Below are 24,679 nucleotides of genomic sequence, written 5' to 3'. Positions count from 1 at the left end.
CGATAGAGTGGGCCGATGATCCACCGTCTGACAGCGCCCGTGGTCCTGCCCGCCGATCCGGCCTGTTCCGTCATCCGTGACGGGGCCGTCGACATCGACGAGACCGGCCGGATCACGTACTGCGGACCGGCGAGCGAGGCCACGGCGGCCGCCGAGACGACGGCCCACAAGTCGGGGATCCTGCTGCCCGGCCTGGTCAACACGCACGCGCACAGCCCGATGGTGCTGCTCCGCGGCATGGGCGGTGACCTACCGCTGCTGCGCTGGCTCCGCGAGGTCATCTGGCCCACCGAGGCGAGGCTCCGGCCGTCCGACGTGCACGCGGGCATGGTCCTCGGCTCGGTGGAGATGCTGCGCCGCGGCGTCACGACCAGCGCAGAGATGTACTTCCACGCGGAACAGATGGCCGACGCGGTGCTCACGACGGGTGCTCGCGGCATCATCGGCGGGCCGATCATCGACCTGCCGGGCCTCGACTGGCGATCGCTGCTCGCCGATGCCACCAAGTGGATCGACGCCGACGGCCTGCGATTCGGGCCCGGCGACCGCATCGAACTGTCGTACGCGGGCCACTCGGCGTACATGCTGCCCGCCGAGGCGCTCGGCGCGATCGCCGACGACGCCGCCACGCGCGGCGCCCTGGTGCAGATCCACGTCGCCGAAGCGGCGGAGGAGGACGCCGCGCAGCGCGCCGAGCACGGTTCGGTGCCGAAGCTGCTCGACGAGGTCGGCCTGCTGCGCGGCAGGCTCATCGCGGCACACGCGGTGCACCTGTCCGATGAGGACATCGCACTACTGGCCTCCCGTGGCACCGGCGTCGCCCACTGTCCGGGGTCGAACGCCAAGCTCGCGTCCGGCATCGCCCGGCTGGCCGACCTCCGCGCGGCAGACATCCACATCGGACTCGGCACCGACGGCCCCTCCAGCAACGACGACCTCGACCTGTGGGAGGAGGTTCAGCTGTCGGCGATGCTGTCACGTCTCGCCGAAGGGGACGCCACGGCGCTGACGGCTCCGGCCGCGTTGCTGCTCGCCACCCGCGGCGGCGCCGATGCCCTTGGCCGCGACGACATCGGCGCGCTCGAACCGGGCCGCTGGGCCGACGTCGTGCACGTCGACGTCGACGATCCCGCGTTCGCCACGGGCCTCGACGTTCCCGACGACCAGCTGCTGGGCAACCTCGTGTGGGCGGCCGGGTCGCGCAGGGTGCGGGACGTGTGGGTCGCGGGCGAGCAGGTCGTCACCGACGGCGAATCGTCCCGCGTGGATCGCGGGCAGGCTCAGGCGAACGTCGCCGCCGCGGCGCGGCGCCTCCGCACGGCCTGACCGCACCCCGACGCGGCGCCCGCGACGACGGCACCTCGTCGCAGAAGGCCGCACGGCGGACGGCGGGTGTTCGGGCACTCGACGTCGGACGGGCTTCCCCTCGGCAGCAGGCTGCGCCGGTCCCGGCATCCCCCGATGACCGGAACCGGCGCAGATCCCCTTTTCCCCTTACCGGAAGGCGCCGACGATCACTGCGGCGGCACCGTGGCCTGTCACGTCATCGCCGGTCACGGAACCGCGCGACGGCTGGTCGCGTAGGTCGCGGCCGCCAGGATCGCGGCGATCAACGTCGGATAGCCGGCGAACATCAACAGCGTCGGCGTCTCCGCGAAGAAGTCGAAGACCTGCTGCCACCAGCCCTGCGACCCGACCAGCGCCATCAGGCCGACGAGCAGGGCACCGAGGGCCAGCCCCAGGACCCACACGCCCAGCTGCCCCCAGCGGTGGAACACGATGCCCGCCCACAGCCCGGCGAACGACAGCAGCAGGAACGGTCCCGCGTACACGAGGACCTGCGTCACCACGTTGCTCTCCTGCAGGAACGGCAGGTCGAACATCGCGAGGTCGAGCCCCCAGCCACCGGTTGCCCCCTCGAGCAGCGCCATGACCCAGATGATGACGCCGTACACCAGCGCCTGGCCGACGATGACCAGTCCCGCAGCGCCGACGAAATCGCGTCGTGTGACGCTGATGCCGAGTGCGAACGGGAACATCTGCGTCATCGTCTGGACGTGCGTCACCAGCGTCACGATGTAGATCGAGATCAGCGCGCCGGTGATCGCGGACTCACCCGGAGGCGACGGTGTCTGGATCGCCATGAAGATCACGATGTTGGCCGCCAACACGCAGACGAGCACCAGCAGCGGCATGCCGAGCACCATGCGCGCGTTCACCAGCTGAATCCGCGCGACTTTCACGAGCTGTGTCAGTGTCATGACCAGGCCCCCTTGCCGTTGCCCTTGCCATTTCCGTTGCCTGAACCCGCGAGCGCGGCGTCGTGGAACTGTGTGGTGCGGACGACGAGCTGCTGCAGCGATACCGGCTCGACCTGCAGGCTTGCCGTGTCACGGCCGGTGGGTACGCCGGATACGAGCACGCGCGTGAAGCCGCCCAGGTCCTCGCGGTGCAGCACCTCGTGGCCGTCGGAGAACTGTTCGACCGCCTTCGTGGGACCGCTGACCGTCACGGCCTGGCTGCGCAGGTTCTCGGAGGAGTCGTCCATGACGATCCGGCCGCGGTCGATCACTGTGACGTGCTCGATGATGTCCGCGACCTCGTCGATGAGGTGTGTCGAGAGCACGATCGTGCGGGGGTGCTCGGCGTAGTCGGCGATCAGGTGGTCGTAGAACGCCTGCCGTGCCACGGCATCCAGCCCGAGGTACGGCTCGTCGAACAGCGTCACCGGTGCGCGCGCGGCGAGTCCGATGATCACGCCGACGGACGAGAGTTGCCCGCGCGACAGTTTCCTCACCCGACTCTTGAGCGGCAGCCGGAACTCCTCGACGAGCCGGTCGGCGAAATCCTGGTCCCAGTTCGGGAAGACCATCGCCGCGGCTTCGAGCGCGTGCCGGGCCACAAAGATGTCGGGATAGCGCTGCGATTCCTTGATGAAGCACACGCGGCTGAGCACGTCGGCGTTCTCGTACGGATTCTCGCCGAACACGCGGACCTGTCCCGAGGTCGGAACCTCCTGGCCCGTGAGCATCCGCATCGCCGTGCTCTTGCCCGCACCGTTGCGGCCGAGCAGGCCGTGGATGCGGTTCTCGTGCAGGTCGAACGAGACGTCGTCGACGGCCCGGGTGTCGCCGTAGCGTTTCGTCACCCCTCGCAGGCTCACCACGCTCATTGGTCGTCCCTCCAGGCGTCGATCATCTTCTTCACGTCCTCGGCGTCCATCTCGAGTCGTCTCGCCTCTGCGAGCAGCGGCGCGATGTAGGAGCGACCGAATGCTTCCTGCCTGCGTTCGACGAGCTTTTCCCTGGCCCCCGCCGGTACGAACATTCCGACCCCCCGTTTCTTGTAGAGCAGGCCATCCGCCACGAGCTGATTGATGCCGTTCGCCGCGGTGGCGGGGTTGATCCGGTGGAACGCGGCCAGCTCGTTCGTGGACGGCGCCCTGCTCTCCTCCGGCAGGGAGCCGTCGATGATCGAGTCCTCGATCTGTTCCGCGATCTGTTGGAACAGCGGCCGCGCGTCGTCCATCACGATCGCCACCCGATGAACCGCATTGGTTCATTAGTCATGTAGGTAACCATGACACCGGGGTGGTCGGGTGTCAACTCGACACGGAACGGAGGGAGCGAGACCACATCGAGCCAGGACCGCGGGCGACGTCCGCCGTTAGAGTCCGTGTTGTGGGAGCGGTCACAGCGGCGGGGGAGTTCTCCCCGTACGGGTTGTCGCACTGGCTGGCCGTGGGAGTCTTCGCGGTCGGCGCAGCGCTGGTCGTCCACCTCGGCCGACGGCAGCGGGGAACCGCGCGTGCCAGGCACTTCAGCCGGGCGTTCGCGGTGACGATCGTCGTCCTCAGCGTGGCGGACCTGTGGTACGAGCTCGTGCCCCCGACCCTCGAACGCTCGGTGCCGTTGCACCTGTCGGACCTCGTACCGCTGGTCGCCGCCTACGCCTTGTACTTCCAGCGCGCGTGGGCTCACGCCCTCGCCTACTACTGGGGGCTGGTGCTGAGTACCCAGGCGTTGATCTCACCTGCGCTGACCGGTCCGGACTTCCCGCACGCCAACTATGTGCTGTTCTGGGGGAGTCATCTACTGGCCGTACTGGCCGCGATCTACCTCACCTGGGGCCTGGGGATGCGCGTCGACTGGCGCAGCTACCGGCTCGCGGTCGCCGTCACGCTGACGTGGGCGACCGTGACGATGACGTTCAACGCCGCTGCCGGCACCAACTACGGTTTCCTCAACGGCAAATCCGACACGGTGTCCGCACTGGACCTGTTCGGCCCGTGGCCCTGGTATCTGCCGCCCGTCGCCGCGCTGCTGCTCGCGGTGTGGGCACTGATGACCTGGCCCTGGGTACGGCTCCGCGATCGCAACCACGTCACGTGATGCCCGGAAACCCGAGCGAGCGGCCGGGGCCGACGATCTGCCGGCCCCGGCGGAGGCTCACCGGTGAGGACGGGGACGGACTGTGACGTCGGTCAGATGGGCGTCGGCACCGGCCAGCACGGCCGCGGACACCGCACCCGCGACCGACTCCGGGCGCAAGTACCTCTCCGGGCGGTACTCGCCACCCTCGCCCGCGACCACGGCCTGCTGCATCTCGGTGTCGGTCCGGCCCGGGTACACCGACGTCACACGTAGGCCGTTCGGCTCCTCCTCCGCGCGCAGGGCGTCCGCGAACGCGCGCACACCGAACTTGCTCGCCGCGTACGGCCCCCAGCCCTCCCGGGCGGACAGCCCCTGACCGGAGTTGATCACCACGACGTGACCGTGTGCCCTGCGCAGTGCCGGCAGCAACAACCGGGTCAGCTCGGCCACGGCGACGACATTGACCTCGAAGTTCGCGCGCCACGACTCGGCTGCCGAATCGACCACGTCACCGAGCCGGGCGACACCAGCGGAGTGGACGAGCACGTCGAGGTGCTCGATCCGCGCGGCTGCGTCGGCGACGGCGGCCTCGTCGGACAGGTCGACAGCCCAGGGCTGCGCGTCGGGCAGCTCGGCCGCGAGCGCGGACAGTGCCGCCTCGTCCCTGCCACCGAGCAGGACCCGATGGGTGTCGGCGAGGGTACGGGCGACGGCGGCTCCGATGCCGCGCGAGGATCCGGTGACGAGTGCGAGTGGGCGATCGGTCATGGCCGCCACGGTAATGCGCTTGTGCCAGGCTTGGGCAGCGAGATCAACGACGATCGAGGAGGAACACGGCATGCGCAAGGTCGGCAGCGGCGAGCACATCGTCATCGCACTGCACGGATGGTTCGGCTCCAGTGGAGCGTGGACGGCGTTCGAGCCCCACCTCGACCGGGACCGGTTCACCTACGTCTTCCCCGATTACCGCGGCTACGGCGACAGGCGCGGCGAATCCGGCGACTACAGCATCGCGGAAGCGGCCGCCGATGTGCTGGCACTGGCCGACGAGCTCGGCGCGGACCGGTTCTCCCTCGTCGGCCACTCGATGGGCGGCAGCGTGATGCAGTACGTGTACGCCGAGGCGCCCGAACGAGTACGCGCGATGGTCGGCATCTCGCCGGTTCCCGCGAGCGGTGTGCCGCTGGACGAACAGAGCAGGCAGCTGTTCGCGGGCGCCGCCGATTCGCCCGACAACCGGCGCGCGATCGTGGACTTCACCACCGGAAACCGCCTCACCGGCACGTGGCTCGACGCGATCGTGCGGCACTCGCTCGAAGCCGACCGCGACGCCGTCGCCGCCTACTTCGAAGCCTGGAGCGGCACCGACTTCCACGACCGCATCGCGGGAAGCGACGTTCCGATCAAGGTGATCGCGGGCGAAAACGACCCGGCACTCGGGCCGGACACGATGAAGGCGACGTTCGCCGAGTGGTACCCGAGGGCGGAACTCGAACAGCTCGCGGGCGCCGGGCACTACGGCATCGACGAGACCCCGGTCGCCCTGGCCACGTCCGTGGAACGCTTCCTCGCCGAGGCGTGACGCGGTGTAGTCAGCGAAATGCCCCCAAGGGCACCCTGGTTGCATTGAACGCAACCAAAGTGCCCTTGGGGGCAAAACCGGACGACCCGCTCGGGGCGCTCAGGCGCCGATGCGGCCGCCGTCGGACTTGCGGACCGCGACGATCGCCGGCCGGGCGTGGCCGCCGTCGGGCCAGCTCGACCCCGGCTCACCGCCCTCGCCCGGGTGCTGCACCGCAACGAGCACGAGGTCGTCACGCACGACCGGACCGCACGTCTCGGCACCCACCGGCACGGTCAGGAACTGCTTGACCTGCCCGCGGTTCGGGCCCGTGACCGGCACGGAGAACAGCCCGTCGTTGGAACCCAGCGCGTTGCCGTCCGTGGAGATCCAGAGGTTGCCGTAGCCGTCGAAGGCCACGTTGTCCGGGCACGAGATCGGGCTGACCTGGCTCTTGTCGAACCCGCCGAAGTACGTGTCGGCCGCATCCGGGTCACCGCACACGAGCAGCAGCCGCCAGCGGAACTTCGTCTCCGTGCCGTCCTCGTCCCATTCGAGGACGTGGCCGTTCTTGTTGCCGTTACGCGGGTTCGGCTCGTCGGCACCGGCCTTGCCTGCGGCGCCGCGGTCGCTGTTGTTGGTCAGCGCGGCGTAGATACGGCCGGTGACCGGATTCGGCTCGATGTCCTCGGGGCGGTCCATCTTCGTGGCGCCCACCTTGTCGGCGGCGAGCCGCGTGAAGACGTACACCTCCTCGGCCGTAAAGCCGTCCACAAAGGACTTGTCGCCGCTGGCGAGCGCGATCCACTCGCCGGTGCCGTCGAACTCGCCGTCCGAGGGGAGCGTGCCGCTGCCGTCGATCTCCTCGGCCGGACTGTTGCCGGTGAACTTGGCGACGTACAACGTGCCCTCGTCCAGCAGGGCCATGTTGTGCCTGCGGGCGTGCGCGCTGCGGCCCGGCTTGTACCGGCCGTTGGAGACGAACTTGTAGATGTAGTCGAACCGCTCGTCGTCGCCCGAGTACACGACCACGCGGCCGTCCCGCGCGATCTTGACGTTGGCGGCCTCGTGCTTGAACCGGCCCAGTGCGGTGTGTTTGATCGGCTTGGCGTTCGGATCGTTCGGATCGATCTCGACGACCCAGCCGAAGCGGTGGACCTCGTTGGGCTCCTGCGAGATGTCCCAGCGCTTGTCGAAGCGCTCCCACTTGCGGGTCGTCTCACCGCCTGCGAGGCCGTACCGGTCGAGCCGCTCGGCCTGCACCGGATCGGTCACCCGCTCGCCGTGGGCGAAGTACTGGTGGAAGTTCTCCTCGCCGGACAGCACCGTGCCCCACGGCGTGACCCCACCCGCGCAGTTGTTCTGCGTACCGTGGACGATCGTGCCCGTCGGGTCGGCGGACGTCTTCAGCAGGTCCGAACCGGCGACCGGACCGCGCACCTCGAACTCGGTGTCGAGCGTGATGCGGCGGTTGTACCGGCTGGGCTTGACCTCGAGGCCGCCGTCACGGGTGCGGTCCGCCTGCACCACCGAAAGACCGTGCGCCGCCCACGCGATGCGCACCTGCTCCTCGGTGGGGTTCGCCTCGTCGTAGCTGCCTTCCGGGAACATCTCCGTCTCGGTGGTGTACTCGTGGTTTACCACCAGGAAGTTGCGCCGGCCGGAGCCGTCCTGCGGGATGAGGCCGACGAAGTCGTTGTTGTAGCCGAACTGCTTCGCCTGCGCTGCCGCGGTCTGGCCGTTCACGTCGAACGCGGGCGCGCCCGGCACCACGGGATCGCCCCAGCGGATGACGACCTGCTGCTCGTAACCCTCCGGCACGGTCACGGCGTCGCGGCTGTTCGGCGCGACGGGTTCGAAGTCAGTTCCGGGAACGGAACGCCCGCCCTGGCGACCGTTGCCCCGGCCAGGGTTCGCGGCCAGTGCCGGCACCTCGGCCGCGGCAGTGCCCGACATCGCGGCGAACCCGGCGGCCGTCGCCGCCATGACGCCACCGGCTCGCAGCGCGCCACGCCGGGACATGACGCTTCGCACGACGTCGCCGAAGTACTCGTTGTCGGAGGTGTTCGGGGCTGGGTGGGAACACTGATTGCCGCAACGGTATTCACACGTCACCGGCGAACGACCGGTTCGGTGGGTAGTCAGCAGTGGGAGCAGTCGCCCAGGCTTGGCGGACACGCGGCCTCCAGTCACTCGGTCAGGGGAACAAACGTGACGTTAGGTGCCGAACTTGAGTCCCTCTCATCCGCGAGGTGAACGACGGGAGAACGCCCGGCCGCACACGTTCAGACCTCCTCACCCACCAGCGCGGCCTCCGCGGGCACCTGGGTGGTGTCTTTACCGCCGGCCGGGACCAACAGCAACCCGGCGGCGACCGCCGACAGCACCGCCGCAGCCAGGAACGGCGCACGGTCGAACCCGAACCACTCGGCGACGTGCCCCACGAGCGTCGCCGCGGCGGCTCCGCCGAGCCAGCGGCAGAAGTTGTACCCGGCGCTGGCGACCGGACGCGGCGCGTCGCTGATCGACATCGCCGTCCCGGTGAACAACGTGTTCAGCAGCCCGGAGATCAAGCCACTGACGACGATCGCCACCACGAGCAGCGCCTTGCTGGGAATCACCATCACCAGCAGCAACACGGCATAGCCCGCGACGGCCAATGCGGTCGCGTGCCGTTCACCGAGCCGCGCTGCCAACCGCGGCGCGAGCAGGACGCCCGCGATCGCCACGCACAGCCCCCAGCCGAAGAAGATCAGGCCGATCTCGATAGCACCCCATTCGAGCACGAACGGCGACCACGCCAGCACGGCGAAGAACCCCGCCGTGTACAGCGCCGATCCGATCGAGGTGCGCAGCAGCCCGCCGTGCCCGAGCGCGCGCAGCGGGTCGAGCAGCTTCACTCGAGGCCGCGCCTGCCCCGCATCGCTCTTCAGGAACACCGCGCACAGCACGAGTGCCGCGCCCATGAGTACCGCCGTGCCCATGAACGGGCCACGCCACGACAGGTGCCCGAGCAGCGCACCGAGCAGCGGCCCGACCGAAAGCCCGAGGCCGAGCGCCGCCTCGTACAACAGGATCGCGCCCGCCTGGCCGCCCGCGGCCGCGCCCACGATCACCGACAGCGCCGTGGCGATGAAGAAGGCGTTGCCGAGGCCCCACACCGCGCGCAGCCCGATCAGCTGCTCGATCGAACCCGCCGCGGCGCACAGCGCGGTGGCGAGCACGATCAGTGTCAGGCCGACGACGACCGTGCGCTTCGCACCGAACCTCGCGCTCGCCGCACTCGTGAACAGCATCGCGACGACCTGGATCGCCAGATACGAAGAGAACAGCAACGTCGTCTGCTGCGGCGTCGCGTCGAGGCCCTCGGCGATCGACAACAGGATCGGGTCGACCAGACCGATCCCCATGAAAGCGATGACCGCGGCGAACGCGGTGATCCAGACCTGTTTCGGCTGACATTTGACGGCCGACAGCAGCGAATGCTGCTCACTCATCGGCTCGAACCTCCTGACGCGGATGTCGACGTGGTGGCTGGTGCGCTGCCCGCGGCGTGCGCATCGGCGATGCGGGTCGCCGTTGCGGCGCCGGTGGGGAAGCGGAGTGCGGTGTCGGCGGAGCGATACACGGCAGCGCCGATTGCCTGCCGGGCAGACGGGGCCTGCGGTCGAAAGGCAGCGGCCGCAGGTCGCAGCGGCTGTGACTCCGGCAGCGAGCCGCACTACGCGACCTTCCGATTAGCTATGCTAACCAAAAAAGGTTAGGTATACGAAGTAAGTTCGGTCACGGGTGTGCGACTCGTGCCTGACGACCCGGACGACGTGACCTCGGCCCGTGGGATGCACAGCTGGCCACGAACACGGAGACGACCCGCTCGGATCGGCGGCGCGGGCGACGACGCGGACAGGACATCCGCGGTAGCCGGCAAGTTCCCTGACTTCCTGGTCGCGGCCTGAGGGACCGCCGGACCCTACGCGAAGGCGACACCCTGTGCCGCCGTGCGAGGCCGCCTTCCGCAAGCGGATCCTCGATCGAGACGCTCGAAAGGCAGTCGCTGGTCAGTCGGCGTTGCTGCTGCGGTAACGGATATGGGTGGCCAACGGTGAGTGGAGCACCTCGACGGGCGTGAAGCCGAAGTTCTCAACGCCGTCGAACATGCGCTCGCCGCCGCCGAGCAGAACGGGCGCGATGTCGAGTGTGAGTTCATCGATCACGCCGGCGTTGAGCGCCTGCCGTACTGTCGACGCGCCGCCGGCGATGTCCACGCCGTTGCCGTCGGCCACCTCGAGCGCCCGTTCGTAGGCGGCATCGAAGCCCGCGGTGACGAAGTGGAACGTGGTCCCGCCCTCCATCTCGATCGGTTCGCGGGCGTGGTGAGTCAGCACGAAGACCGGCGCGTGGAAGGGCGGCTCGGGGCCCCACCATCCATCCCAGTCCTCATCCCACTCACCGCGGATCGGCCCGAACATGTTGCGGCCCATGACGTAGGCCCCTCGCGGTCGCAACAGCCAGCGCTCCGCCGTCACGTCGGCATCGGATGCGCGCTCGTCGCCGAGGTGCCAGCCGTGGTTCTTCAAGCCGCCCTTCCCCATGGGATTGTCACGGCTCTGGTCCGGACCGGCGACGAAACCGTCGAGCGAGATCGACATGTGGCACGTGGTGTCGGACATCAGCACCTCTCAGGAACCACCAGCTGCAGGCCACAACCGGTCGGTGACACCGTACGACCACGTCGGCCGATTGTCGTCCCGCGAGCAGTCGTGTTCGGAAACCGGCGGCCTTTCCGCATCCCGCAGGAGCGAACGTGGCGGTGCCGATTTTCGGCGAGCACCACGGCCACCGCTGCGACTCCGGAAACACCCGTGAACGCCGACGTGGGTACAGCTCACCCGTCTCCCGCCACCGCCCAACCGGACACACTCCGCGTGACTGCCTAGGATTCAGGTATGCAGGCGATCGTATTCGACATGGACGGCGTACTCGTCGACTCCGAGCAGCTGTGGGACGAGGTCCGGCGATCGGTGGCGGCCTCCCACGGCGGCACCTGGAACGGCGAGGCCACCCGCGCGATGCAGGGCATGAGCACCCCGGAATGGGCCGAGTACCTCGTCACCGAGGTCGGCGTTCAGCTCACGCCCGACGAGGTCGCCCGCACGGTGATCGACGAGATGCGCAACCGCTACGCCGGCGCACCTCCCGTGCTACCCGGAGCGGCCGAGACCCTGAGCCGGATCGCGGCGCAATACCCGGCCGCGATCGCCAGCTCGTCACCCCCGGTACTCATCGAGTCGTTCCTGAGCGCGACCGGACTGACGTCGCAGGTACCGGTCGCCGTGTCGAGCGAACAGGTCGCGAAGGGCAAACCCGCACCCGACGTCTACCTCGAGGCAGCCTCGCAGCTGGGAATCGCGCCGCGCGAATGCGCCGCCGTCGAGGATTCGACCAGCGGTCTGCAAGCGGCGTTGGCCGCCGAGATGACGGTGTTCGCGGTGCCCAATCCGCACTACCCACCGGACGAGACGGTCGTCGCCAGGACGCACCGCGTCCTCGGCGGCATCACGGAGCTGCCGGCCGCACTGGATCTGTAGGCCGCACTGGATCTGTAGGGCGCGGCTCTCCGCACACCGACCGCGGCCACGGGGAGCGCGCCGGCTGACGGGGCGCAGCTCACCCGGCCGTGACCGCAGCCCTCGCGACGAGACAGTCGTGCGTCACTGCGTCAGCGTGTCAGTGCGTCAGTGCGGCAGTGCGTCAGTCGTCAGCGTGTCCTCGAGCCGGCGGCGGCCGAGAGACGGACGGGCGCAGAACGCGCCGTCCCGAGCGCAGGACACGCGGTCCCGAGTGCAGGACACGCGGTGCCGAGTGCAGGACACGCGAGAGCGGAGCGGGCGCATCTGTGCCCGCTCCGCTCTCGCCGAAACGTTCCTCGTCCTCGCCCGTGACTCCGCCGTATGCGCGAAATGCCCACGGACCGGGCTTACTTGTCGCCCGTACCCTCGATGAACTTCTCCACCGCGTCGCGGGCCGTGGAGTCGTCGTACTGCACCGGCGGCGACTTCATGAAGTACGAGGACGCCGACAGCACCGGACCACCGAAGCCGCGGTCCTTCGCGATCTTCGCCGCCCGCAGCGCGTCGATGATGATGCCCGCCGAGTTGGGGGAGTCCCACACCTCGAGCTTGTACTCCATGTTCAGCGGCGCGTCGCCGAACGCACGGCCTTCGAGGCGCACGTAGGCCCACTTGCGGTCCGACAGCCACGCGACGTGGTCCGAAGGACCGACGTGCACGTTCGACTTGCCCATGTCGCGCTCGACCTGCGACGTGACGGCCTGCGTCTTCGAGATCTTCTTCGACTCGAGACGCTCGTTCTCCTTCATGTTGAGGAAGTCCATGTTGCCGCCGACGTTCAGCTGCATGGTGCGGTCGAGCTGCACACCACGGTCCTCGAACAGCTTCGCCAGCACCCGGTGCGTGATCGTGGCGCCGACCTGCGACTTGATGTCGTCGCCGACGATCGGCACACCGGCCTTCTCGAACTTCTCCGCCCACACCGGGTCGGAGGCGATGAACACCGGGATGGCGTTGACGAACGCGACACCTGCGTCGATGGCGGCCTGCGCGTAGAACTCGGTCGCCTCGGTCGAGCCGACCGGCAGGTACGACACCAGCACGTCGACCTCGGCGGCCTTCAGCGCGGCGGCGACGTCGACCGGCGCCTCGTCGGACTCCTCGATGGTCTCGCGGTAGTACTTGCCGAGACCGTCGAGCGTGTGCCCCCGCTGCACGGGCACACCGAGCGGCGGCACGTCACAGATCTTGATCGTGTTGTTCTCACTCGCGAGAACAGCCTCGGACAGGTCCTGGCCGACCTTCTTGGCGTCCACGTCGAACGCGGCGACGAAGTCGATGTCACTGATGTGATAGTCGCCGAACTGGACGTGCATCAAGCCGGGAACACGCGAACCCTTGTCGGCGTCGCGGTAGTAGTGCACACCCTGAACCAGCGAGGCCGCACAGTTGCCAACACCCGCGATGGCCACCCTCACGCGGCGATTCTCGCCCATGCCGGTATCTCCCTTACTCGTGTTCCGTACTACCTGGGTCACGCCGAGTGGCCGCCTGTGTCGACGTCTCCTGCTCGGCCTTTTCATGCGCGATGAGCTCGTTGAGCCAGCGCACCTCCCGCTCACTGGTCTCGAGTCCCAGCTCGTGCAGCTCACGGGTGTAGCGATCGATCTTTTCCTCGGCCCTGGCCAACGCTGCCCGAAGACCTTCGCGGCGCTCCTCGACCCGCCTGCGCCTGCCCTCCAGGATCCGCATGCGGACATCGGCGGGCGTGCGTGAGAAGAACGTCAGATGGACGCCGAAACCCTCGTCGTCCCACGTCTGTGGACCGGCGTCGGCGAGCAGCTCACCGAACCGCTCCTTGCCCTCGGCCGTGAGCTTGTACACGCGCTTGGACTTGCTCGCCCTGCGATTCCACGGCGTCGTGGTGGAGGCGTGCGCTGCCGAAGTGGGGCCGTTCGCCGGACCGGCCGCGGCGTCGGCCTCGGCCGTGTCCTCGGCGATCCAGCCGGCCCGCTGCATCCGGCGCAGTGTCGGGTACAGCGATCCGTAACTGAACGTGCGGAACATCCCCAACGATTCGTGGAGGCGTTTCCGCAGCACATAGCCATGCATGGGGGCCTCGTGCAACAGGCCGAGAATTGCGAACTCGAGCACACGGGCACCCCCTTCGGGAACGAATCGACATCGCCCGGCGTTTCGATCTTTCTGGTGACCAGCTTTTCTGGTTGACCGCCGCCGGATGACTACGACCCAATGTACCGGCTCATTATATCGCGCTGATACATCGCAGTGGCGTAGCTAACCTCGGAGCCACTCACGCAACAGCCAACCGTCATCCGACCGTTATCCGCGCCGACGGCGTGTCGCCTCGCCGCAGCCAGACCTCACCTCGAACGGCCCGTGGCCAATCGCCGGGAACCACGTACTCTGTTGAGGTGCAGAACCAGCGGCAGGTCGTCGACTACGCGCTTCAGCGCCGTGCGTTGCTGGCCGAGTTCCGGACGGGACGGGCCAGCGCCATGGACGTCTGCGACGCCACCCCGCAGTTGTTGCAGGCAGCCAAGTTCCACGGGATGCCTGACGACAACGCCTGCCCGGTGTGCGGCAAGCACTCCTTGGCGCAGGTCAGCTGGGTGTTCGGCGACGAGCTCAAGCACGCGGCGGGTTCGGCGAGGAAGCCGGACGAACTCGAGCGCATGGCCTCACTTTTCGCCGAGTTCACCGTCTACGTCGTAGAGGTCTGCCGCGCATGTGCATGGAACCACCTGGTGCTCTCATACGTCCTCGGGACGGCTGAGACACCGGAGCGGGTTCCCCGCCCTACGCGGAGCACACGGAGGACCGCGGGACAGTGACGACGTGACGACCGCGACCACGCGGCCGGGGGCCAGGTGCCCTCGGCCGTTCACACGAGAGGGTTGGGTCCGCAGAACGGCGTTCCCCGACGCGCCGATCTGGGAGGGTCTTGAGTGAACGACCAGGGAAATCACGGCTGGCCGGAACAGGAGCCGGGCCACCAGCCCCGGCATCGGCACCCCGAAGCCGGTGACGCTCCGCAATGGCCCGGTGACGGAGCGGACGAACCGCCGAGACCTCCGCGCGGGCCGCGGCAGGCACCGCAGGGCGATCAGCCCCGGCGGCAACAGCCCCAGCAACAGCAGCCCCAGCAACCAGGGCAGCACCCCCAGCAGCGCCCCGCGCGGCCGCCGCAGCAGCAGCGCCCGCCACAGGAGGGGCAGCAGCCACCGCGGGGCCAGCGCCCGCCGCAGGACCCCGGCCAGCAGCCTCCCCGGAGGCCACAGCAGCCCGACCAGCCGCGGCAGCCCCGCGGTGGTCCGCAGGCCGGCAGGCCGCCGCAGCAGCCGGGGCAGCCTCGCAACCCGGGCCAGCAACCGCCTCCCGCCTGGCCGGACGCCGAGAGCGACCACGGCGGCAGACACGCCTCGCCCGAAGGCAGGCCACCCCGGCAGCCACAGCGTCCGGCCGAATCGCAGCGTCCGCCCGAATCGCAGCGTCCGCCCGAGCGGCAGGGACGTCCGCAGCACCCCGAGGCGGGCCGCGACCCCGGTGGCCGCCCGGTGGACCCGCAGCAGGATCCGCGGCGCAGGCAGGCGCCACCGCCCGGTGGCGCGGACCAGACCCGTCGCGGGCAGCGTGGTCCGGAGGAGCAGCGCCGTCCGGAGGAGCAGCGTCACCCGGAGCAGGGCCCTGACCAGCAGCGCCAGGCCGGCACGCGCCGCCCCGACCAGCAGCGCAGGCCCGACGACCGGCGCAGGCCCGACGATCGCCGTCCCGAAGGGCGCCCCGGTGAACGCACCCAGCATCGCCCGGGCGCCGCGGCGGCGGGAGCGGCCGGTGCCGGTGCAGCGGGCGCGGCCGCAGGCGGATACGCCGCCGCGCACGCGTCCGAACAGCCCGACCCGGGACTGATCACCCACCAGGGTTATGGCAGGCGTGACTACTCCGACCCGTACGGCCAGGAGGCCTACCGGGCCGACCCGCTCACCGGCGCCTACGACGAGGACGGCTTCTCCGACGAGACCGCACTGACGTCGTCGGCCTCGCACGCCGAGGGCGGCATCGGACCCGACGACGAGGAGCCCACCGACCGCAAGGGGAAGAAGCTCCTGACACCGGCCCAGCGCAAGAAGCGCCGCTGGCGGCGGGTCCGCCGCACGATCTACGCCTGTGTCGGCGTGTTCATCGTGCTGCCCGCGATCGCCTTCGTGGTGACGTACTTCATGGTCGACGTGCCGACCCCGGAGGAGGTCGCCGCCCAGCAGGGCAAGGTCGTCAACTACTACTACGCCGGTGGCGAGAAGATGGCCGAGGAGGCGCCGCCCGAGGGCAGGCGCGTCATCCTGCAGCCGGAGGACATTCCGGACACGGTGAAGCACGCCGTGTACGCGGCCGAGGACGCCACGTTCGAGACCAACTCGGGTTTCGACGTCACCGGCATCCTGCGCGCCGTGTGGAATCAGGCCACGGGTGGCGCCGGCGGTGGTTCGACCATCAGCCAGCAGTACGTCAAGGTCGCGACCGAGAACGACGAGTACTCGTACACGCGGAAATGGACCGAGCTCGTCAAGTCGTTCAAGATGAACAACGAGCAGTCCAAGGCCGAGATCGTCACCGCGTACCTGAACACGATCTACTTCGGGCGCGGTGCGTACGGCATCGAGACGGCGGCGCAGTCCTACTACGGCAAGAGCGCCAAGGACCTGAACGCCTCCGAGGCGGCGCTGCTGGCCGGCATGATCCAGCAGCCGGGCCGCGTCGAGGACGAACAGGTCCGGGAGCAGCGCTGGGCCTACGTGATGGACCAGATGGTCGCCAACAACTGGGTGTCCAAGCAGGAGCGGACCGCGGCGCAGCCGCCGGAGCTGATCCCCGACGAGAAGGCCAGGCCGGAAGCGTTGACGGGCGCGGACGCGTTCGTCAAGAACCGGGTGATGGCCGAACTCGCCGCGAAGGGCTACTCCCAGGAAAAGATCCAGACCGGCGGCTACAAGATCTACACCACGATCGACAAACGGGCCCAGAAGGCGGCCAAGGAGTCGGTCAACGAGGTGATGAAGGACCAGCCGAAGGAGCTCCGCAAGGCACTCGTCGCCGTCGACCCGAAGAGCGGCGGGGTGCGTGCCTACTACGGCGGTCCGAACAAGGCGGGCGTCGACGAGGTGGACTGGGGCAACGTCCAGCGCAACCCCGGGTCGTCGTTCAAGCCGTTCGACTTCACGGCTCTGCTGCAGAAGGGCGAGAAGGGCCTGTACTCGACCTACGACGGCAGCTCGCCGCGGCAGTTCGGCACGGTCACGGTCGGCAACTCGAGCGGCGTGGAGTGCAACCCGTGCACCGTGCGCGAAGCGATGGAGCGCTCCATCAACACCGTGTTCTACGACATGGTGACCAACGACGTCGGCCCGCGCGCGGTGGTGGAGGCCGCGAAGGCCGCGGGTATCCCGGAGAAGCACGGTAAGAAGCCGACGATGGCCAGCCTCGACGGCAACATCTCCATCGGCGGCGGTCAGACCCAGGTCACGCCGACGGACATGGCGGGCGCCTATGCGACGTTCGCCTCCGACGGCATCCAGCGCGACGCCCACTTCGTGGCCAAGCTGGAGACGGCGGACGGTGAAGTGCTGTTCGACGAGACCACGCCGGCGGCGAAGAAGGGCGAGCAGGCGTTCGACTCCGATCCGGAGAAGAACCGGCAGATCTCGCGCAACGTCACCGAGTCGATGCTCGACGTGCTGCCCGGTTCGGACCTGTCGTGCCCTGGTGAGCACTCGTGCGCCGGCAAGACCGGTACGCACCAGTACGACCAGGGTGACGTCGACTCCGATGAGAACTCGCAGGCGTGGATGGTCGGTTACTCGCCGCAGATCTCCGCGGCCACGTGGGTCGGCACCGGTGGCGGTGAACCGATCAGTGACGCGAACGGCAGCCCGATCTACGGCAGCGGTCTGCCGGGCTCCATCTGGGAAGAGTTCATGACTCGCTACCTCGAGCCGCTCGACCCGGAGGAATTCAGCGACCTGTCCTCCGACGAGATCTTCGGGCCCGCGCAGGCGCCCGTCACCGACGACTCGTCGGCCACGCCGGAGGAGCCGGAGCAGCCCTCGCCCACAGAGGAGTCGACCAGCCAGGAGTCCAGCAGCAAGCCGTCGCGGCCGCCCCAGTCGTCGGAACCGCCGTCGCACGGACGGCCGTCCGAGCCCAGTTCGCCGGCTGAGCCCACCGAGAGTGAGGACGACGATGGTGGCGGTTGGCTCGGCGGTGCAGACGAACCGGAGAACGCCAACGGCAACGGCGGCGGCAACGGCGGCGGCCCGCCGGACGGCTGATGCGCCATCGCACGACTCGGACGTGAGCCCTCCGAGCCAGCCTGAGGGCTCACGTCCGAGTCAGGACGCTCCGAGTCGGGGACGCATCGCGGGCGACGCATTACAGGAGCGTCACGGCTACCGCTTGTAACATCCGACGCGTGCCCAGCGATACGCCTTCTTCCTCGTCGCACGCCGGCTCGGCGGACGGAACGGACAACGGCTCCGGCGACGAACCGGACCCGCCGGGCACGATCGACTCGGAATCCGCCGGGGCCGAATCCACCGACGCCGAATCAACCGGCTCGGATCCCGCCGGGGCCGGTCCCGCGGAGCGTGAACGGGCGGACCGGCAGCTCGACGACCCGGCCGGAACCCCGGAGACGGCGTCGCTGGACCCGTCACAGCGGGTGATCCCGAGTCACACCGACCCGGTGGCCGCGAAGGTCACCACGCCGCTCGGCGGTCCGCTGGGCGAGCACGCTGCCGTCGGCAGGCACTGGTTCTGGTCGCCGCTACGGGTAGGGCTGCTGCTCGGCGTGATCGCGCTGATGCTGTCGTGGTTCGGCAAGGCCGCCTGCATCCAGCAGTACGAGGACGCCGCGGGAAACCTGCAGCTGGACTGGCAGTCGAACCGCCAGTACGTGGCGATGTGCTATTCCGACATCGTCCCGCTGTACACCGCCGAACGTCTCGACCAGTCGGACACCTTCCCGTACGCCACCCACTGGAGCGAAGAGGTCTCCGAGGGCGAGTTCCAGCGCCGCTACATGGAGTACCCGGTGCTGACCGGCCTGTTCCAGTGGGTCAACGCGAAGCTCACGCACGGCTGGGTGGGGGTGGCCGACAGGGGTCTGCTGCCCGGGGCGCTGCCGGTGGCGGTGTATTTCAACATCACGGCGTTGCTGCTCGCGGCCGCGTGGTTGACGACGATCTGGGCCACGGCGCGCATCGCCCGGCGCAGACCGTGGGACGCGGCGCTCGTGGCGATCTCACCGCTGGTCGTCGTGCACGCGTTCACGAACTTCGACACGCTCGCCGTCGCACTGGCCATGTGCGGGCTGCTCGCCTGGGCCCGGCACAGACCCGTGGTCGCGGGGGTGCTCCTCGGGCTCGGCGCCGCGGCGAAGCTGTATCCGCTGCTGCTGCTCGGTCCACTGCTCGTGTTGTGCATCCGGGCGGGCAGAACCGGCGACTGGCTCAAGACGACCTTGGCCACCGGGGGCACCTGGCTGGTGGTGAACCTGCCGTTCCTGGCCGCGTTCACCGAGGGCTGGCGCGAGTTCTTCCGCCTCAACACCGAACGTCCCATGGATCCGGACTCGATCTACAACGTGATCTCGTACTTCACGGGGTGGGCCGGGTTCGACGGGCCGCTCGGAGCGGGCCAGACACCGAGCGTGCTCAACACCGTCAGCGCCGTGCTGTTCCTGCTGGGCTGTATCGGCGTGGCGTACGTGGCCCTGACCGCGCCCCGTCGGCCGCGGCTGGCACAGCTGTGTTTCCTCGTCGTGGCCGTGTTCCTGCTGACCAACAAGGTGTGGAGTCCGCAGTACTCGTTGTGGCTGGTGCCGCTCGCGGTGCTCGCGATCCCGCGCTGGCGACTGCTGCTGAGCTGGATGCTCGTCGACGCGCTCGTGTGGGCGCCGCGGATGCTGTCCTACGTCGACGTCGAGGACAAGGGCCTGCCGGACGACTGGTTCCTGGCCTCGGTCGTGGTGCGAGACCTGATGGTCGTCGCGCTCTGCGTACTGATCGTGCGGGAGATCTACCGGCCGTCGTCGGACCTGGTGCGCTGCCCGTCGGGGCCCGGTTCCGGGGACGACGATCCGATGGGCGGGGTGCTGTCGGGGGCGCGGGACGCCGTCGTCCTGCCACGTATGTCGTCGCTGCTGCGGCGCAGGCCCGCGGCGGAGTCCGCTACGGAGTCGGCAACTGCCTCGCCCAGCACGTCGCGGGGTGGGACGTCGAACGGGGAGTCCGCCCCGGAATCGACGTGGAACGGGCGGTAGCCGGGGGAGAGCGGACCGGCCGGCGTGCGGTCGGTGACCGCGCGGGAGGTCAGGAACGCCACGAACAGCCCGGCCAGCAGCGCCGCCCTGCCCCACACCCCGATGACGACCGCCTGCGCCGCGAAACCGTCCGCGACGGACTGTTCGAAGTCGCCGTACCAGCGGAAGACGCCGACGCCCAGCGCCACGTCCGCGGCCAGATAGCCCGCGATCCAGCCCCAGCGCACACGCAGCAGCACGAACATCGGCAACAGCCACAGCGTGTACTGCGGAGAGTGGACCTTGTGCAACAGCAGGAACCCGCACAGCGCCGCAGCGCACACCTGCAGCAGCGGGAAGCTCCCCTCCCGCTGGGCGCGGTCCCAGCCGACGCCGCACGCCAGCGCCAGTGCAGTGAGCACCGCCAACGGCGACACGACGTCGGTGAACTGCTGGAACGCAACGTCACCCGAGAACAGGTGCCGCACACCCCAGTACCAGATCGAGTTCGACGTGCCGTCGGCCTGCCGCTGCCCCTGGAACTCGATGGAGGCCCACCAGCCGTCGAACCCGGCCAGCACGAACGGCAGATTCACGGCTGCCACGACCCCGCCGGCCAGCAGCGGGACCCGCAGCGCCTCCCGCACGGCTCGGCTTCTGCCGACATCCCGGTCGTCACCGGCGCCGCGCCTGCTCTCGACATAGACATACAGCGCGAGCGGCACCACGAACAACGCGGGATACAGCTTCAACACCGCCCCGACACCGAGCAGCACGGCCGCCCATCCCGCGCGGCTGCGCAGCGAACCGCGCGGGCTCTGCAGCACGAAGAAGGCCGCCACCGCCGCCGCGACCACCGGCAGATCCCAGTTGTGGAACGCGTACAGCACCAGCGGTGGACCGAGCGCCCACAGCAGCGCACGCCACCCGGCGAGCCTGCCCAGCAGCCACGCGGTGAGCAGTCCGAACGGCGCCAACAGCACGGCGGAGCCGAGCAGGAACTCGGCGTCGGTGTCGGCGAAGGCGGCCCCCGCCCAGATCAACATGCCGGTCAGCACCGGATACTCCAGTGTGCCGCCGACGAGCCTGCCGTCCGGCGTGATGTCGCCGTGGACGTACGGCAAGACGTGGTTGTCGACGTCCCTGCCCAGCCAGAGGAACTGGATGTCCGAGTAGCACGCGTCGTGGTAGTTGCGCTCGGCGTAGTTGGGCGTGCTGCGACCGTTCTCGTCGAACGATGGCCCGGTGCAGCGGTGCTTGTTCAGCAGTCCGAACGCCAGCGTGATGCCGCACAGCAGGATGGCCGCCGCGGCGGCGGCACGGGTCGACGGCGACGGGCCCGACCCGGCGGCCGTTCCGCGCCCTGGATCGCCGGGCGGACCGTCAGCCGCGGAGGTATCCGATGTCGTCTCGCTGGCCATCGGGTGGAGTCTCCACGATCACCGGTGCCTGCGCGGCCAGCGCCACGGCCCGCAGCACCTCGGGGTCGATCGTGCCTTCCTCGCCGACGACGTTCGCGTGGCGGTCGCGCTGCGAACCGGCCTCGTCGCGCGAGTTGTTCAGGTGCACCAGGTCGATCCGCCCGGTGATCGCCATGACGTCGTCGACGACCGTGGCCAGGTCCCAACCCGCCGCGTGCGCGTGGCACGTGTCGAGGCAGAACCCCGCGCCGAACTCACCGACCGCGTCCCACAGCCGCGCCAGCATGTCCAGGTCTCGCGCCATGGCGCCGTCGCCGCCCGCCGTGTTCTCGATGAGGATCGGCACGTCGAGCGAGAGTCGTTCGAACAGCTTCCGCCAGTTCGCGATGCCCTCTGCCGGGTCCTCGCCCTTGCGGACGTGCCCGCCGTGCACGACCAGTCCCCGCGCGCCGACCGTGGCCGCCGCCTCCGCGTGCTGCGTCACGCCCTTGCGCGACGGGATGCGGATGCGGTTGTTCAGCGAGGCCACGTTCAGCACGTACGGCGAGTGGATGAACACCTCGACGTCGCTCGCGACCAGCTCCTCGGCGTGCGGATGCGGCTGCGGCTTCTTCCAGCCCTGTGGATCCGCTAGGAAGAACTGGACGGCGTCCGCCCCGACCTCACCCGCTGTGGTCAACGGATCGTCGTCGGGGACGTGCGCGCCGACACGCGTAGCGAGCTCCATCGCCCGAGGGTATCGACCACCCACGACACTCATCGAGTACCTTCACTCCTGACGACACCGATCACTCGGTGCGACCGCAGAGTGACGGAACCGAAGGCGGCGACCGACCGTCGCCGAGGCGGCAGCGGCAGTGCCCGGACGGCGGCGGTCGAGCGGCAGTGGTCGAGCGGGCGGCGGTCGAGCGGGCGGCGGTCGAACGGCGGCGGTCGGACGGCGGCGGTCTAACGGCACCGCCCGGAAGGCAGTGCTCAGAAGGCCGGGCATCGAACGGCAAGGCAGTGAAACGAGGGTGGGGCTCGTGAGGAACGTGCGGAAGACGGCGCGGAAGAGCGTCGTGCGCACGGGCGTCGTGACGGCGGCGGCCGGTATCGCCGCGTTCGGCATCGGCGGAGTGGCGCAGGCACAGGACAGCGATATCGAGACCGGGGGTATCGAAAGCACGGCTGTCGACGGCACGGCCACCGACAGCGCCACGGAGGACACGACCACCGGCGAGTCCGCACCCAACAACTCCGCGACCGACGACTCCGCGACCGGTGACAGCGAAACCGGTGACAGCACCGCACGGGACGTCGAACGCGAGGACACGACGCCGAAGGTCATCGAGGGCGAGTGCGACGCGACGGTCAAGGGCGACGACGGCGAGCCGCTGACCGTCGACGCGGGTGCCGCGGCGGGCGCCGAGGGCCTCGCGGGAATCGGCACCGGCTCCGAAGCCGAGGACACGCTGGTGTCACTGCCGCTGAAGGAGACCCTCGCAGGCACGGGCCTGAGCGAGACCGGCGTCGTGGTCGACTCGCTCGGCCAGGTGTGCGACACCGCGCAGAGCACCGTCAACACACTCGGGGCGACGACCCGCGACGTCACCGACGGCCTCACGCCCGACGAGCCCGCCCCCGAGGAACCGGCCGACCCGCCGCAGCCCGGCGATCCGCAGCCCGAACCCGACCCCTCGCCGGCCCCAGAGCGCCCTGCTCCCGGAGAGGGCGAGGACGTCCCCGAAGCCGACGTCCCGCCCGCACCGGACGCGCCTGCCGTGCCGCCCGCCGACCAGGGTGCGCTCGTCGAGCCACTCAGCCCCGTCGCGCTGCCGCCGTCGGCGGACATCACCGTGCCGAAGGCTCCCATCGGTCCCGGCATGGAGGCGCCGAACCGCGGTAGCCAGCCCGGCGAGCAGGAGAACACCGCGCGCAAGTCCGGCACGGCCAGGGCGTTGCCGCAGGCCTCCGAGACCGACCGCACGCCGCTCGTGCTGTCGGTGGGTGCGCTGTTGCTGGTCGTCGCCGGCCTGAGCAGGGCGTGGATCGCGCGGAAGAACGCCTGATCGGAGGGCATCCGTCACGCCTCCCCGTGTGGTTCGTTGTTCCCAGTGAGCCGACCTGGGAGGCCCCCGATGCGCACACCCGGCAGTGAGGCCGACGGCCGCGCCCACGACGACGCCGGGCCCACCCGCGCGGACGGACCCACCAAGACGAGGGTGACCTCGGCGGTGGCGAAACCGGCCGCCGTGGCAACAGCCGGCTTGATGCTCGCGGCGACCGCGGGACTCGCGGCTCCCGCCACGGCCGTGGCCGAGACCAAACAGGTCCGCTGCGGCGACACCGTGACGGCCGCCCCCGGCGACCGGATCCAGGGCATCACCGCGCTCGGCGTACCGCTCGACCTCGGCGTCGTCACGGACACGGTCGGCTCGCTGCTGAGCGGCGTCTGCAAGGTGACGGTCAACGTGGTCGACACGGCGGTGCGACCCGTTCCCGGTGCCGGAGAACCGGTCGCCGACGGGGTGAACGACGCCGTCGGCGACGTCACCCGCAACGCCAAGAAGGCCACCGACACGCTCGGCGGACGCGACTCCGTCGTGCCCGGTCCCGGTGACGACTCCGGCGAACCGTCGGAACCGGAACCCGGTGAGGATGGCGGTGGCGGCCCGGACTCCGGCTCGGGTGCCGGCAACGGATCCGACCACGGAGCCGGCAACGGATCCGGCGGCGACGAAGGCGGCACGGGTACCCGCGAGCCGAACAGCCCGGTCGTGGAAGGAAACGGGTCGGGGTCGGGCTCCGGGGGTTCCGGCGGCGCCTCGGCGCTGGCGGCACCCGCGGCGATGTCGCCCGAGCTCCGGTACGCCGGGATCCCGGTGGCCCGCGGGGCGATGTTCGACGCCGCGCCCGGCCTGCGCTACGGCGGTCAGATCCCCGGCTACAACCCCGAGTTCGGCGTACTGGGCAGTGCCGGCGACCCCGGCGGCCCGGCAACCGGTGCGGGCGGGAACGCCCAGGACACCGCACCCGAACCCGACGGCAGGGCGACGGGACAGGGCCAGGAGAACACCGACCTGCGCACGGCCGGCGACGCCTCGTCACTGCCCTCGGCCGCACCCGAGGACGAACGCGGGCCGTCGATCCCGATGCTGCTGGCGGTGCTCGCGCTCGCGGGTGTCAGCGCGGGTCTGGTCCGCACCTGGGTCATCCAGCGCGCGAGCGCCTGACCCGGCAACGTCGTCGCGGCCCGACGGCCGTCCGGGCACGTCGTCCCGGCACACGGTGCGGGCCCGCACCGCCACTGCAGGCCACCACCCACGGTCCGGCCTCGCACGGTCCGGTGACGACGCGCGGCGAGCTTGTCACCGGACCGTGGTCGGCACCACGACGATTCGGCGACGGTGAGTGGTTACCGGCCCGTATCCGTCCGCCCACCCGGTCGTTTACCT

19 protein-coding genes and 1 pseudogene are annotated in these 24,679 nt (G+C 69.8%); 9 read left to right on the top strand and 11 right to left on the bottom strand.

Annotated features, from left to right (window positions below; all coding sequences use genetic code 11):
* The first annotated feature begins 15 nt into the window (after positions 1-15).
* The gene (locus FB384_RS08560; RefSeq protein ID WP_183781184.1) at positions 16-1,326 is read left to right on the top strand and encodes an amidohydrolase family protein; all 1,311 of its coding nucleotides are present in this window, start codon (positions 16-18) and stop codon (positions 1,324-1,326) included.
* A 227-nt stretch (positions 1,327-1,553) separates the two neighbouring features.
* Here FB384_RS08560 and FB384_RS08555 read toward each other — a convergent pair whose 3' ends face one another.
* The 3 genes from FB384_RS08555 to FB384_RS08545 are packed head-to-tail and all read right to left on the bottom strand — an operon-like array spanning position 1,554 to position 3,528.
* Positions 1,554-2,261, bottom strand: a complete 708-nt coding sequence (locus FB384_RS08555; RefSeq protein WP_307876669.1) for a hypothetical protein — start codon at positions 2,259-2,261, stop codon at positions 1,554-1,556.
* The gene (locus FB384_RS08550) at positions 2,258-3,172 is read right to left on the bottom strand and encodes an ABC transporter ATP-binding protein (RefSeq protein ID WP_183781180.1); all 915 of its coding nucleotides are present in this window, start codon (positions 3,170-3,172) and stop codon (positions 2,258-2,260) included. The genes FB384_RS08555 and FB384_RS08550 overlap by 4 nt, the downstream gene beginning before the upstream one ends.
* Positions 3,169-3,528: a GntR family transcriptional regulator gene (locus FB384_RS08545; protein WP_183785180.1), complete on the bottom strand. Its 360-nt coding sequence runs from the start codon at positions 3,526-3,528 to the stop codon at positions 3,169-3,171. The genes FB384_RS08550 and FB384_RS08545 overlap by 4 nt, the downstream gene beginning before the upstream one ends.
* A 152-nt stretch (positions 3,529-3,680) precedes the next feature.
* Here FB384_RS08545 and FB384_RS08540 point away from each other — a divergent pair, with 152 nt between their 5' ends.
* Positions 3,681-4,391, top strand: a complete 711-nt coding sequence (locus FB384_RS08540) for a YwaF family protein (protein ID WP_183781176.1) — start codon at positions 3,681-3,683, stop codon at positions 4,389-4,391.
* Positions 4,392-4,448: 57 nt separating this feature from the next.
* Here the strand turns inward: FB384_RS08540 and FB384_RS08535 are convergent, their stop codons facing one another.
* Positions 4,449-5,141 carry an SDR family oxidoreductase gene (locus tag FB384_RS08535; RefSeq protein WP_183781173.1) on the bottom strand — a complete coding sequence of 231 codons (693 nt, stop codon included), beginning with the start codon at positions 5,139-5,141 and terminating at the stop codon, positions 4,449-4,451.
* A 70-nt stretch (positions 5,142-5,211) separates the two neighbouring features.
* Here FB384_RS08535 and FB384_RS08530 point away from each other — a divergent pair, with 70 nt between their 5' ends.
* A complete protein-coding gene (locus FB384_RS08530) occupies positions 5,212-5,955 on the top strand; it encodes an alpha/beta fold hydrolase (protein WP_183781170.1) in 744 nt (247 codons plus the stop codon).
* 99 nt (positions 5,956-6,054) lie between these two features.
* Here FB384_RS08530 and FB384_RS08525 read toward each other — a convergent pair whose 3' ends face one another.
* The 3 genes from FB384_RS08525 to FB384_RS08515 all read right to left on the bottom strand — a co-directional run bounded on the left by FB384_RS08525 (position 6,055) and on the right by FB384_RS08515 (position 10,604).
* Positions 6,055-8,112: a PhoX family protein gene (locus FB384_RS08525; RefSeq protein ID WP_183781168.1), complete on the bottom strand. Its 2,058-nt coding sequence runs from the start codon at positions 8,110-8,112 to the stop codon at positions 6,055-6,057.
* A 107-nt stretch (positions 8,113-8,219) separates the two neighbouring features.
* The gene (locus FB384_RS08520; RefSeq protein WP_183781165.1) at positions 8,220-9,431 is read right to left on the bottom strand and encodes an MFS transporter; all 1,212 of its coding nucleotides are present in this window, start codon (positions 9,429-9,431) and stop codon (positions 8,220-8,222) included.
* Positions 9,432-9,992: 561 nt separating this feature from the next.
* Entirely contained in the window at positions 9,993-10,604 is a 612-nt protein-coding gene (locus tag FB384_RS08515) for a dihydrofolate reductase family protein (protein WP_183781162.1), read from the bottom strand.
* A 276-nt stretch (positions 10,605-10,880) separates the two neighbouring features.
* Here FB384_RS08515 and FB384_RS08510 point away from each other — a divergent pair, with 276 nt between their 5' ends.
* Positions 10,881-11,522, top strand: coding sequence for an HAD family hydrolase (locus FB384_RS08510; RefSeq protein ID WP_183781159.1), 642 nt, complete (start codon positions 10,881-10,883; stop codon positions 11,520-11,522).
* A gap of 389 nt (positions 11,523-11,911) precedes the next feature.
* On the opposite strand, the gene FB384_RS08505 is transcribed toward FB384_RS08510, so the two are convergent.
* Both FB384_RS08505 and FB384_RS08500 read right to left on the bottom strand, forming a co-directional pair.
* Entirely contained in the window at positions 11,912-13,000 is a 1,089-nt protein-coding gene (locus tag FB384_RS08505; RefSeq protein ID WP_183781156.1) for an inositol-3-phosphate synthase, read from the bottom strand.
* Positions 13,001-13,013: 13 nt separating this feature from the next.
* Positions 13,014-13,658 carry a PadR family transcriptional regulator gene (locus FB384_RS08500; protein ID WP_183781153.1) on the bottom strand — a complete coding sequence of 215 codons (645 nt, stop codon included), beginning with the start codon at positions 13,656-13,658 and terminating at the stop codon, positions 13,014-13,016.
* 281 nt (positions 13,659-13,939) lie between these two features.
* On the opposite strand from FB384_RS08500, the gene FB384_RS26800 reads away from it, so the two are divergent.
* The 3 genes from FB384_RS26800 to FB384_RS08485 all read left to right on the top strand — a co-directional run bounded on the left by FB384_RS26800 (position 13,940) and on the right by FB384_RS08485 (position 19,842).
* Positions 13,940-14,359: a DUF5318 family protein gene (locus FB384_RS26800; protein WP_183781150.1), complete on the top strand. Its 420-nt coding sequence runs from the start codon at positions 13,940-13,942 to the stop codon at positions 14,357-14,359.
* Between the two features lie 114 nt (positions 14,360-14,473).
* Positions 14,474-17,851 carry a transglycosylase domain-containing protein gene (locus tag FB384_RS27290; protein WP_323985170.1) on the top strand — a complete coding sequence of 1,126 codons (3,378 nt, stop codon included), beginning with the start codon at positions 14,474-14,476 and terminating at the stop codon, positions 17,849-17,851.
* 371 nt (positions 17,852-18,222) lie between these two features.
* Positions 18,223-19,842: a glycosyltransferase family 87 protein gene (locus FB384_RS08485; RefSeq protein ID WP_221213103.1), complete on the top strand. Its 1,620-nt coding sequence runs from the start codon at positions 18,223-18,225 to the stop codon at positions 19,840-19,842.
* A 320-nt stretch (positions 19,843-20,162) separates the two neighbouring features.
* Here FB384_RS08485 and FB384_RS08480 read toward each other — a convergent pair.
* Both FB384_RS08480 and FB384_RS08475 read right to left on the bottom strand, forming a co-directional pair.
* A pseudogene (locus tag FB384_RS08480) lies at positions 20,163-21,242 on the bottom strand (glycosyltransferase 87 family protein); the annotation flags it as partial.
* Positions 21,205-21,969 carry a deoxyribonuclease IV gene (locus FB384_RS08475; RefSeq protein ID WP_183781147.1) on the bottom strand — a complete coding sequence of 255 codons (765 nt, stop codon included), beginning with the start codon at positions 21,967-21,969 and terminating at the stop codon, positions 21,205-21,207. The gene FB384_RS08475 and the pseudogene FB384_RS08480, both read right to left, overlap by 38 nt.
* Positions 21,970-22,267: 298 nt before the next feature.
* On the opposite strand from FB384_RS08475, the gene FB384_RS08470 reads away from it, so the two are divergent.
* Together FB384_RS08470 and FB384_RS08465 are read left to right on the top strand one after the other, a co-directional pair.
* Positions 22,268-23,293, top strand: coding sequence for a hypothetical protein (locus FB384_RS08470; RefSeq protein ID WP_183781144.1), 1,026 nt, complete (start codon positions 22,268-22,270; stop codon positions 23,291-23,293).
* A gap of 69 nt (positions 23,294-23,362) precedes the next feature.
* Complete coding sequence (locus tag FB384_RS08465; protein WP_228725987.1) at positions 23,363-24,457, top strand: hypothetical protein; 1,095 nt, start codon at positions 23,363-23,365, stop codon at positions 24,455-24,457.
* Positions 24,458-24,679: the final 222 nt, after the last annotated feature.

The organism is Prauserella sediminis (genome assembly GCF_014195435.1).
Taxonomy (GTDB): Bacteria; Actinomycetota; Actinomycetes; order Mycobacteriales; family Pseudonocardiaceae; genus Prauserella; species Prauserella salsuginis.
The sequence above is the reverse complement of the archived record's forward strand: the minus strand, read 5'-3'. Positions and strand labels throughout refer to the sequence as shown.

Bases quoted from the DNA above. Each gene is read 5' to 3' on its own strand.
- FB384_RS08475 (WP_183781147.1), bottom strand. From the start codon at position 21,969: ATGGAGCTCGCTACGCGTGTCGGCGCGCACGTCCCCGACGACGATCCG.
- FB384_RS08545 (WP_183785180.1), bottom strand. From the start codon at position 3,528: ATGGACGACGCGCGGCCGCTGTTCCAACAGATCGCGGAACAGATCGAG.
- FB384_RS08550 (WP_183781180.1), bottom strand. From the start codon at position 3,172: ATGAGCGTGGTGAGCCTGCGAGGGGTGACGAAACGCTACGGCGACACC.
- FB384_RS08560 (WP_183781184.1), top strand. From the start codon at position 16: ATGATCCACCGTCTGACAGCGCCCGTGGTCCTGCCCGCCGATCCGGCC.
- FB384_RS08515 (WP_183781162.1), bottom strand. From the start codon at position 10,604: ATGTCCGACACCACGTGCCACATGTCGATCTCGCTCGACGGTTTCGTC.
- FB384_RS08465 (WP_228725987.1), top strand. From the start codon at position 23,363: ATGCGCACACCCGGCAGTGAGGCCGACGGCCGCGCCCACGACGACGCC.
- FB384_RS08505 (WP_183781156.1), bottom strand. From the start codon at position 13,000: ATGGGCGAGAATCGCCGCGTGAGGGTGGCCATCGCGGGTGTTGGCAAC.
- FB384_RS08520 (WP_183781165.1), bottom strand. From the start codon at position 9,431: ATGAGTGAGCAGCATTCGCTGCTGTCGGCCGTCAAATGTCAGCCGAAA.
- FB384_RS08510 (WP_183781159.1), top strand. From the start codon at position 10,881: ATGCAGGCGATCGTATTCGACATGGACGGCGTACTCGTCGACTCCGAG.
- FB384_RS08555 (WP_307876669.1), bottom strand. From the start codon at position 2,261: ATGACACTGACACAGCTCGTGAAAGTCGCGCGGATTCAGCTGGTGAAC.
- FB384_RS08535 (WP_183781173.1), bottom strand. From the start codon at position 5,141: ATGACCGATCGCCCACTCGCACTCGTCACCGGATCCTCGCGCGGCATC.
- FB384_RS08530 (WP_183781170.1), top strand. From the start codon at position 5,212: ATGCGCAAGGTCGGCAGCGGCGAGCACATCGTCATCGCACTGCACGGA.